Origin of the sequence: Mycobacterium sp., assembly GCF_035623875.1 — a bacterium.
In the GTDB taxonomy this organism is placed as follows: Bacteria; Actinomycetota; Actinomycetes; order Mycobacteriales; family Mycobacteriaceae; genus Mycobacterium.
In genome coordinates, this window is sequence record NZ_DASPSP010000194.1 from 62,585 (window position 1) to 71,983 (window position 9,399).

Annotated in this window: 9 protein-coding genes; 2 read left to right on the top strand and 7 right to left on the bottom strand. The window is 66.0% G+C overall.

Annotation, left to right across the window (positions count from 1 at the left end):
• Positions 1–5 precede the first annotated feature (5 nt).
• The 5 genes from VEI45_RS16595 to sucB are packed head-to-tail and all read right to left on the bottom strand — an operon-like array spanning position 6 to position 5,180.
• Positions 6–758, bottom strand: a complete 753-nt coding sequence (locus tag VEI45_RS16595) for a DUF4191 domain-containing protein (protein WP_324855099.1) — start codon at positions 756–758, stop codon at positions 6–8.
• Between the two features lie 27 nt (positions 759–785).
• Positions 786–1,733 (bottom strand): lipoyl synthase, encoded by a 948-nt coding sequence (gene lipA, locus VEI45_RS16600; RefSeq protein ID WP_324855101.1) that lies wholly within the window; start codon positions 1,731–1,733, stop codon positions 786–788.
• Entirely contained in the window at positions 1,730–2,428 is a 699-nt protein-coding gene (lipB, locus tag VEI45_RS16605) for a lipoyl(octanoyl) transferase LipB (RefSeq protein WP_324855103.1), read from the bottom strand. The genes lipA and lipB overlap by 4 nt, the downstream gene beginning before the upstream one ends.
• 44 nt (positions 2,429–2,472) lie before the next feature.
• Positions 2,473–3,384, bottom strand: coding sequence for a TIGR01777 family oxidoreductase (locus tag VEI45_RS16610; protein WP_324855106.1), 912 nt, complete (start codon positions 3,382–3,384; stop codon positions 2,473–2,475).
• A 5-nt stretch (positions 3,385–3,389) separates the two neighbouring features.
• Positions 3,390–5,180 (bottom strand): 2-oxoglutarate dehydrogenase, E2 component, dihydrolipoamide succinyltransferase, encoded by a 1,791-nt coding sequence (gene sucB, locus VEI45_RS16615; protein ID WP_324855108.1) that lies wholly within the window; start codon positions 5,178–5,180, stop codon positions 3,390–3,392.
• Between the two features lie 364 nt (positions 5,181–5,544).
• Here sucB and VEI45_RS16620 point away from each other — a divergent pair, with 364 nt between their 5' ends.
• Positions 5,545–5,910, top strand: coding sequence for a hypothetical protein (locus VEI45_RS16620; RefSeq protein WP_324855110.1), 366 nt, complete (start codon positions 5,545–5,547; stop codon positions 5,908–5,910).
• Between the two features lie 23 nt (positions 5,911–5,933).
• Positions 5,934–6,674: a hypothetical protein gene (locus VEI45_RS16625; RefSeq protein ID WP_324855112.1), complete on the top strand. Its 741-nt coding sequence runs from the start codon at positions 5,934–5,936 to the stop codon at positions 6,672–6,674.
• A gap of 19 nt (positions 6,675–6,693) precedes the next feature.
• Here the strand turns inward: VEI45_RS16625 and VEI45_RS16630 are convergent, their stop codons facing one another.
• Both VEI45_RS16630 and VEI45_RS16635 read right to left on the bottom strand, forming a co-directional pair.
• Positions 6,694–8,250: a leucyl aminopeptidase gene (locus VEI45_RS16630; RefSeq protein ID WP_324855114.1), complete on the bottom strand. Its 1,557-nt coding sequence runs from the start codon at positions 8,248–8,250 to the stop codon at positions 6,694–6,696.
• 36 nt (positions 8,251–8,286) lie between these two features.
• Positions 8,287–9,381 carry an adenylate/guanylate cyclase domain-containing protein gene (locus VEI45_RS16635; protein WP_324855129.1) on the bottom strand — a complete coding sequence of 365 codons (1,095 nt, stop codon included), beginning with the start codon at positions 9,379–9,381 and terminating at the stop codon, positions 8,287–8,289.
• Positions 9,382–9,399: the final 18 nt, after the last annotated feature.

Sequence of the window (9,399 nt, forward strand, 5' to 3'; positions counted from 1 at the left end):
ACGAGCTACCGGCGGCGTACGGTGCGCTGAACGCCGCGCATCTTGGCGGTGCCGGGCAGCGGGCCCTTGGGCATCGCGGCCGTCCCGGCCCGGGAACCCAGCGCGCTCAGCCGCGACTCCAACGAATCCATCTGTTTGACGGTGATGTTGGCCGGCAGCCGGGCCAGGTGGCGCTCGAGCTTGGCCAGCGGAACCTCTCCCTCGTCGTTGCCGACGATGATGTCGTAGATCGGGATTTCGCCGACCAGCCGGGCGGTGCGTTTCTTTTCTTGGGCAAGCAGCGGTTTGAGCCGCGCCGCCGACCCCTCGGCTACCAGGATGACCCCTGGTCGGCCGATCACCCGGTGCACCGCGTCGAAGTGGCCGGTAGCCGCGACACCGGGGGTGACGCGCCATTTGCCGCGCAAGTTGTCCAGCGCCCAGGCAGCGGCGCCGGTTTGACCCTCGGCCTTGCTGTACACCGACCGCTGCGCACGCCGACCGAAAATGATGAACGCCACCAAAACGCCCAGCACCACGCCCAGCGGGATCATCGTGATCATGGTGAACCCGCCGGTCCACACCCCGACCCCGACCGATATCCCAACGATCAGCACGAACGCGCCGATCATGTAGGGCAACAGCCGCTTGTCCTCCTGGCGCTGGATGGTGAACGCCTGCCAGAGCTGACTGCGGCGCTCTTTGGCGGCCGCCTTGCGGGCCGCTTTCGCCTCGGCTCTGGCGGCCTTGGTCGCCTTGGCATCACGGGGTTTCGCCATAATCGCCAAGAATACGGAAAGCGCGGCTCAGTGCGACGGCGCGGTGCGCGTTTCCGGCCGCCGCATGCTGGCCTGCTGGTAGAGCCGCCTGGCCCGGTATGACGAACGCACCAGCGGTCCGGCCAGCACCCCGGCGAATCCCAGTCGCTCGGCGTAGTCCGAATACTCGACGAACTCATCGGGGGAGACCCAGCGCTCGACCGGATGGTGCCGGGCCGACGGGCGCAGATACTGGGTGATGGTGACGATGTGGCACCCGGCTTCATGCAGATCGGCCAACGCCGTGCGAACCTCGTTAGGCGTCTCGCCCAGCCCGAGAATGAGGTTGCTCTTGGTGACCAGTCCGAAATCCCGCGCCGCGGTGAGCACGCCGAGGCTTCGCTGATAGGAGAAGGCCGGGCGAATTCGCTTGAAGATGCGCGGCACGGTTTCGACGTTGTGCGCCAACACTTCCGGTTGAGACTCGAAGACCTGCTGCAGTCGGTCGGGATCGCCGTTGAAGTCGGGGATCAATAGCTCGACGCCGATGGACGGGTTGAGCCTCTTGATGGCTCGCACGGTTTCGGCGTAGAGCCATGCGCCGCCGTCGGGCAGGTCGTCGCGGGCCACCCCGGTGACGGTGGAATACCGCAGGCTCATCGCCTGTACGCTTTCGGCCACCCGTCGTGGTTCGTCGCGGTCGAACGGGACGGGCTTGCCGGTGTCGATCTGGCAGAAGTCGCAACGCCGGGTGCACACCTCACCGCCGATCAGGAAGGTGGCTTCCCGGTCTTCCCAGCATTCGTAGATGTTGGGGCAGCCGGCCTCTTCGCAGACCGTGTGTAGACCTTCACGCCGGACCAGGCTCTTCAGCTCGGTGTACTCCGGCCCCATCCGCAGCCGGGTCCTGATCCACGGCGGCTTGCGCTCGATCGGTGTTTGCGCGTTGCGTACCTCCAGACGCAGCAGCTTCCGACCCGCGGGAGTGACGGTCACGACGTCGATGCTACGCGGGCCGGGATGGCAGGCGAGGTAAGCGCCAGCTGGCCGTCCAGAGCGTCGCACACTGCGTCAGCGACCGCCGACCGGACGTCGTCGACACCGACACGGCGGCCCAGTGCGGCCGATATCGACGTCACTCCGGCGTCGGTGATGCCGCAGGGGACGATTCTTTCAAACGCGTCCAGGTCGCAGTCGCAATTGAGCGCAAACCCATGCAGCGTCGTTGCTCGCGACACGCGTACACCGATCGCGGCGACCTTGCGCGCCGGCCTACCGCCGCCGGCTGGCAACCACACGCCGGATCGACCGTCGACGCGGCCCACCTCCATACCGAGCCCGGTGCAGACTTTGATCAGCGATTCTTCAATGCGCCGAACGTAATTGACCACATCGAGCGGTTCGCTCAGCCTGATGATCGGATAGCCGACGAGCTGACCCGGGCCGTGCCAGGTGAGCTTGCCGCCGCGGTCGGTGTCGATGACCGGCGTGCCGTCTGTTGGCCGTTCCTGCGCCTGGGTCCGGCGTCCAGCGGTGTAGACCGACGGATGTTCGAGCAACAGCAGCGTGTCGGTGCCGCCCGCCACCCGGGCGTCGGCCAGTTCCCGTTGCAGCTGCCATGCGACCCGGTAATCGACGGTGCCCAACTGGCGGACATCGATCGGGTCGGTGCTCGAACGAATAGTGCTCACTGAGATGAGGCTACAACCAAAACCTGGCTACTACCTGGCAGCGTCTAGGCGACATCGCGGGTGGCGGTGGCGTACCGCAGCGCCTCACCGACGGTGTTGTGGTGGAACTCGAACTCGTTGCGTTCCAGTACAGCCGGGACTGCGCGTTGCCCACTCAACAGGCTTTCGTCAGCGAACTCGCCGAGCGCAGCGCGCACCGCGAACGCCGGCATCGTCAGCGGGGTGGGCCGGTTCACCGCTCGGCCCAATGCCGTGGTGAACTCGGCATTGGTGACCGGCGCTGGGCCGGTGAGGTTCACCGGGCCGGCGAGCCGACGATCTGAGATGGCGAACTGCAGAGCCCGCACCTCGTCCTCGAGACTGATCCACGATATGTATTGGCGGCCGTTACCCAGACGGGCGCCGAGGCCCACCGCGAACAGCGGCCGCAGTCGGCGCAGCGCGCCGCCCGAAGAGGCCAGCACCAATCCGGTGCGGGCCAGGACCACACGGGTGCCGGCCTGCTGGGCGGGCGCGGTCGCCGCCTCCCAGTCCTTACACAATTGGGCGAGGAAACCCGTTCCCGCCGAATAGCTTTCGACGACCACCCGATCCTCGGTGTCGCCGTAGTAGCCGACTGCGCTGGCATTGACCAGCACGCCGACGCCGGCTTCGGCGACCGCCGTCGACAACACTTCCGTTGGCGTGATGCGGCTGTCTCGCAGATTTTGCTTGAAGGCCCCCGACCAGCGCCGCTGCCCGATGTTGAGGCCACACAGATTCACCACGGCGTCGACGCCGCTCAGTGCGCCGGCGTCGAACTCGCCGCTGTCCGGATCCCAGTGCAGCTCACCGGCATTGGCCGGCGCACGGCGCACGATCCGCAAGACCCGATGGTCCGCCGTGCGCAGCGCCGTCACCAGCGCCGAGCCGATTAGCCCGGATGAGCCCGCGATCGCGACGACGGCCTTGGCCACGTTGTCTACAGTCCCAGATCGGCCTCGAACGCGCCTTCTTCGAGCCGGTGCTTGATGGTGGTCAGGAACCGTCCGGCATCGGCGCCGTCGATCAACCGGTGGTCGTAGGTCAGCGGGAGGTAGCAGACCGAGCGCACCCCGATGGATTCGTTGCCGGTGTCGTCGACGACGACCCGCGGCCGTTTGACGATGGCCCCAGTGCCCAGCATCGCGGCCTGCGGCGGCACCAGGATCGGGGTGTCGAACAAGGCGCCCTGGCTGCCGATGTTGGTGATCGTGAAGGTTCCGCCGGACAGTTCGTCGGGCCTGAGGTCTCCGGACCGGGCGCGTGCGGCGATGTCGGCGATCGCGCGCGCCAACCCGGCCAGCGACAGGTCACCGGCGTTGTGGATGACGGGGGAGAGCAGACCCTGCTCGGTGTCGACGGCGAAGCCGAGATGCTCGGCGTCGTAGTAGGTGATCTCCTTGGTTTCTTCGTTGTAGCTGGCATTTACGTTCGGGTGTGCTTTGAGCGCATCGATCACCGCGCGTGCGATGAACGGCAGGAAAGTCAGGTTCACGCCTTCGCGTTCGGCGAACGCGGCCTTGGCTTTGTCTCGCAGCCCCACGATCCGGGTCATGTCGACCTCGTGGGTCTGGGTGAGCTGTGCCGTGGCTTGCAACGACTCGCGGGTCTTCTTCGCCGTGATCTGGCGGATCCGGCTAGCCTTCTGAGTGGTTCCGCGCAGATTTGCCAGCGCGGGCGCCGGTGTGGGCGCGCTCGGCTTCGGCGCCGCCGGGGCCGCAGTGGCCGACGCGGCTTCCGGAGCTTTTTCGACTTCTTCCTTCTCCGCCGCGGCTGACAGCACATCCTGTTTGCGGATCCGCCCGCCGACGCCGGTTCCGTGCACCTGGCTGAGATCAATGTTGCTCTCGGAAGCCAGCTTTCGGACCAGCGGCGTGACGTAGGGAGTGCTTGCCGCGCTGGCCGTCGGAGCGGACTCGGCCCGGGGTTGGGGTGCGGGCTCGGGTGTGGCTTGCGGCGTCGGTGCCGGTTCGGGTGGCGTTGCCGGTGGGGCTTGCGGCTCGGGCTTCGCTTCGGGCTCTGGTTGCGGTGCCGGCTTCGCCGCGGGCTGCGCTGCCGGTGGGGCTTGCGGCTCGGGTTTGGCTGCGACTGCGCTGGCGCCGGTGCCGATCCTGGCCAGCTCGCCGCCGACCGAGACGGTGACGTCCTCCTCGGCGGTGATGCTGATCAGCGTGCCCGCCACCGGAGACGGGATCTCGGTGTCGACTTTGTCGGTGGAAACTTCCACGAGTGGCTCGTCCACATCGACCAAGTCGCCGACCTTCTTCAGCCAGCGGGTCACCGTGCCCTCCGTGACGGACTCCCCGAGTTCGGGCATCAGCACCGGCTGGGAGGTGCCGGTCGCGTCTTGTCCGCTGGCTGCCGACGCAGCGGCCGGTTCGGGTCCGGCCTGCGGTTGCGGTTCTGGCGCAGGCTGGGCTTCCGGCTCCGGTTGTGGTTCAGGCGCTGACGCGGCGGCGGGTTGCTCGCCGCCGCCACCGTCCGTGCTTTCCGCAGTGTCGCCGATGACCGCCAACTCGCCACCGATCTCGACGGTGTCGTCCTCGTGGGCGACGATCTTGGTGAGTACGCCCGCCGCCGGCGATGGAATCTCGGTGTCGACCTTGTCGGTGGACACTTCCAGCAGGGGTTCGTCGAGTTCGACTGTGTCGCCTTCTTGCTTGAGCCAGCGAGTAACGGTTCCCTCAGTCACGCTTTCACCGAGTGCCGGCATCTGAACTGAGAAGGCCATCTCTGTCGACTCCTCGATGGATCGGTCGGTGGGCGCGGGTCGACCTCTGGCTTACCACAGCGCGGTGTACGGAAGCCGCACCCAAGCGGATTACCGAAACCATCCTGTCACTGCGGCGCTGGCGGCACGCAACCAGGGCGGAGCCGGTACGACACCTGGCACCAGCGCCACGCCGGTTCGTCTCAGGGCCGTGTCATGCGAACGGTGAGGGACGGTGATATTTGAAACGTGACAAATAATATTGTCCAAGAAATTGGACTTTGGTTCCGTGACCTCGGATATACCCGGTTTCGGCTCGGTTAATACATCGGGTGTTTAATGGGTTTGGATTAGAAAGCCGAAAATCTGGATTATCTTGTTCCCCGTGTATCCAGACGACAGCGGCAAAGAACTAGCCACGGTGCTCTCCTACTTGGCCGGGCGTTCCCTCAGCAGAGAAGAAATCTGGACGGCGATGGAATTGCCGCGGTCCACGTACTACGACCAGCTGGACAAGGGAACCTTGATCACCGCGGACAACTTGTGCGTTGCCGCCGCCAACCTCGGTATCAACCGCGCCGAGCTGCTCACCCGGTACCGGTTCATCGACCCGGAAGAGATCACCGAACTGGCTGAGGAGATCCGTGGCGGTGCGCCGATATCGCACGCCTCGGGCAACGTGCAGGTGAAGACCAAGCGGCCGACAAAACTTGCGGAGTGGCGACCGCGGCAAGACGCGCCCCCGCTCTAACAACACTTGCTTGACGGAACGCTGTGGCTCTCACCGCTCTCATCACCATCACCCTCGCATCCATCGCGTGGAGCCTCTGGATAAGGCGAGTCACCTGGCATTGCCGGTGGGAGGTGGCCGCCACGCTCAACATTGCTCTGCAGGGATGCGCGCTCGCGCTGATGTCCCCGCTGTGCTCCGAAAGCCTGGGCGTTGCCCTACGCAACATCACCGGCGAATGGAACCTGCAGAACTACGTCGGACACGACTGTTACGTGGTCGCGGCCTCGGCGATCGTCTACAACGCGGTCGGTCGACTTGAAGACGACGACGCTTTGCAGACTTCGTTCAAGCAATATGTCGAGCGGCCGGCGACGTTGTGCATTCCATTGTTGTTGGCAACGTTCACGTTAAGTCGTGGCAGCACGGTCTATGCGCGTGATTTCTTTGCGCTACCCACTGACTTCTGGCTGAGCGTGTACTGGGTAGTGCTCACTGGAACCCTGGCTTACCTGCTGGTGTTCGGCTCACGCGCACTACTGGTGCTGCGGAAGGATCCTCGCTCGAAGCGCTTCGCCAATCTCTATCTGGTCGCCTCCGCCAGCGGCATTTCGGCCTGCACGGTGCGGATGATCACTGCGCTGATTGCGCCGCTTCAAGGTCCGCTGGGCACAGCGCTCGTCTGGCTGTTCGCGTGTACGTGCGGCGCCGGTTTTGCATTGATCTCTGCGCAATCCTGGCGGCAGAAGGTCAAATGGTTCCAGCGGCCAGTGGTACACCACTAGCCTCGCGCTGAGGCGTTCGTTAGCCGTTCTCGGCGATGTCTTCCAGTACCGCGAACATGGTGCGCGTCGGAACGCCCGTGCCGCCCTTGGGGGTATACCCCCAAGGACTGCCGGTGTTGTACGCCGGCCCGGCCACGTCGATGTGCGCCCAATTCACGCCGTCGGCAACGAATTCGCGCAAGAACACGCCGGCCACTAGCATGCCGGCGAAGCGTTGCCCGCTGACGTTGGCCAGGTCGGCCACCGTCGACTTCAAGTCGTCCTTGAGTTCGTCGGGCAGCGGCATCGGCCAGCCGTTCTCGCCGGTCTGCTGCGAAATGGCTGCCACCCGGTCTCGGAACTCGTCACTGCCCATCACCCCCGGTGTACGCGAACCAAGCGCTACCGTCTGCGCACCGGTCAGTGTCGACGTCTCAATCAGGTAGTCCGGGTTGTCTTCGCAGGCCCGGGCGATCGCGTCGGCGAGGATCAATCGCCCCTCGGCGTCGGTGTTGAGGACCTCGACGGTGGTCCCGCCGTACTGCGTCAGCACGTCACCCGGGCGCTGGGCGGTCGACGACGGCATGTTCTCGGCCATCGGCACCGTGGCGATCACATCGATCGGCAGTTCACGCAGGGCGGCCAGCGTCACCGTCGCGATGACCGCCGCGGCACCGCCCATGTCCGACGTCATGTAGTGCATCGATGCCGCCGGCTTGATCGAGATGCCGCCGGTGTCGAAGGTGATGCCCTTCCCGATCAGGGCGACCTTCTTGGCATGCTTCGGCTTTTTGGCCAGCTTCGACCCGTGATGGGTCAGCCGCACCAGCCGCGGCGGCCGCGACGAACCCTTGCCGACGCCGATCACCCCGCCATAGCCACCCTTTTGCAGCGCCTTGTCGTCGAGCACCTCGACCTCGAGACCAACTGATTCGCCCAAAGCTTTTGCCCGCTTTGCGAATTCAGCCGGAAACAAGTGGCTGGGCGGAGTATTGACGAAGTCACGGGCGGTGGCGACGGCGGTCGCGACCGCCGCTGCATGAACGGCTTGCGATTTGGCTTCCTTGGCGGTGGACAACACGGTGATCTTGCGCAGCCCCGGGTCTTTCGGTGCCGTCTTGTCGGTGCGGAACTCGGTGAATCGGTAGCTGCCCAGAATCAGCCCCTCCACGACGGCCGCCAGGACCCCGGCTCCGGGCAACTCGGCCAGCGTGGTGACCGCGGCCTCGGCGGCCCCCAGCGCGCGCGCCGCTGCGCCGGCCGCGCAGCGGATCACGTCGGCAGGCCATTCGTCGCGGGGCTTGCCCAGGCCGATCGTCAGCACGCTGGCCACCGGTAGCGACTTCACCACCAGCCGGTTCACCTGCTCGCTGGCGCCGGTGGCGTTCAGCGCGCGCAGGGCGTCCTCGATTTCGGCGACCGCCTCGGTCGACAGGATCGGCTCAGCGGCGGCAACGAGGGCACCCGGCTGATCCTCGGTGCCTTCTGGCCCGGACGAGACCACCGGGACGATCAGCACCGCCGATCCGGCGCTGCGGCGCGGCAGCGAGGAGGCGGCGGCGACGGTAGGGGCTGGGTAACCGGGTTGTGTGCTCACGAGCGTTAACCCTAACGATCGGCGGTCAGTGTGGAATCATCGGCCGCGGCCGAGCTCGTATGCCGTCACCGGTTCGTCGAAACCCTTGAGTATCAACGGATCCTGGGCGATAGCCGGCCAGTCCGGCAATTGCTCGTGGACTTCGGCTGCGGCGAGGATCTGCCCTGGTTCCGCCGCAGCGACCAGCCGGGCCGCCAGGTTGACCGAGTTGCCGAAGTAATCACCGTTTATGGCGAGGATCTCGCCGTAGCCGAGACCGGCGCGGACCTGCAGTCCGACCTCTCGCGCCCGCGGATGGTCGACGAGGTCGAGCGCCGCCTTCGCCAACCGCTCCGGGTCCGAGCTCACCCACATCACGGCGTCGCCGAGGAACTTCACCACCCGCCCGCCGTCGGCATGCACCACGTCGCTGACGGTGGCCCCGAACTCGCTGAGCATTGTCGACAACTCCGCGGGCGTCAGCAGTTGGGTCAGCGCGGTGAAGCCGGACAGATCCGCGAAACCGACGCCGCACACGAGGCTCGCCGACGGACCCCGGACGACGCCTTCTATGAACGTTCGGGTACTGACCAGATGGTGGCGGTGGACGGCGTCGATCATCGCCCCGATGCGGGGGACGAACTCCGCGGCCGCGCGGTAGGCCTGCGCGGTGGTGAGTTCGTCTCCGGTGTGGCCGAGCCACATCTTGGGTTGACCCATCCGGATCATCGAAGATATGGCCTCGGCTAACCGGGCGACGGTCGCGCCGAGGACCCGCAGGAAGCCATCCGCGGCGTCCTCACCCATCTGCGCTCTCATCGTGAGCCAGGTCGCCAGGCCGTCGACGTCGACCTGACTCAACACCGGTGTATCCGGATCTGCGACGGTCAGGCCGAGCATGGCCCAGCCGTGTTCGATGTTCTGCAACGCCACACCGATCGAATCTGCGGCGGCCCGCAGGCTATAGATCGGGGGACCGGACCACAGCAGGGCGTCACCGGCAAGTCCGAACAGGCGACCGTTTCGCTCGGCCTCCACCATCTCGTCCGCGGTGAAGCCCAGTCCGATCAAGTACTCGATCAGACCAGCCCGCTCGCGCGCATCGACGATCCCTGCTGCCTGAAGCGCCTCAAAATCGAAGGAGTCGACCACCTGGCCAAGTGTGCCAGT

Bases quoted from the DNA above. Each gene is read 5' to 3' on its own strand.
- VEI45_RS16595 (WP_324855099.1), bottom strand. From the start codon at position 758: ATGGCGAAACCCCGTGATGCCAAGGCGACCAAGGCCGCCAGAGCCGAG.
- sucB (WP_324855108.1), bottom strand. From the start codon at position 5,180: ATGGCCTTCTCAGTTCAGATGCCGGCACTCGGTGAAAGCGTGACTGAG.